The sequence below is a fragment of the Flavobacterium sp. LAR06 genome (assembly GCF_041946075.1).
Taxonomy (GTDB): domain Bacteria; phylum Bacteroidota; class Bacteroidia; order Flavobacteriales; family Flavobacteriaceae; genus Flavobacterium.
The window spans coordinates 1-509 of the sequence record NZ_JAUTYT010000063.1 but is presented as its reverse complement, the minus strand read 5'-3'; the positions used below and the strand labels follow the sequence as shown (position 1 = coordinate 509).

General features: G+C 43.4%; 1 pseudogene. It reads left to right on the top strand.

Annotated elements, in window-relative coordinates:
* A pseudogene (locus Q7C23_RS23405) lies at positions 1-509 on the top strand (hypothetical protein); the annotation flags it as partial.

Here is a 509-nt window from a genome sequence, read left to right as displayed (position 1 = left end):
GAATGTAGTGATACTCAAGGATTGGCCAATGCACAAGCTGCCCTACCGATTGCAGCTGATTTATGTGATGCCGATGTAACCAATATCATCAAAGTAAGTGGACAATTTACAGCTTCTTCAGGCTGTGGCAATGCCGGTACTTATACCAATACCTGGACCGTAACTGACGATTGTGGAAATACCTCTGATGTCTTTACTCAGATCATCACTATTGAAGACACTACAGCTCCAACATGGACAACTCCTGCAACTGCCCTTAATGTAACTTTGGAATGTAGTGATACTCAAGGATTGGCCAGTGCACAAGCTGCACTACCGATTGCAGCCGATTTATGTGATACCGATGTAACCAATATCATCAAAGTAAGTGGACAATTTACAGCTTCTTCAGGCTGTGGCAATGCCGGTACTTATACCAATACCTGGACCGTAACTGACGATTGTGGAAATACCTCTGATGTCTTTACTCAGATCATCACTATTGAAGACACTACAGCTCCAACATGGAC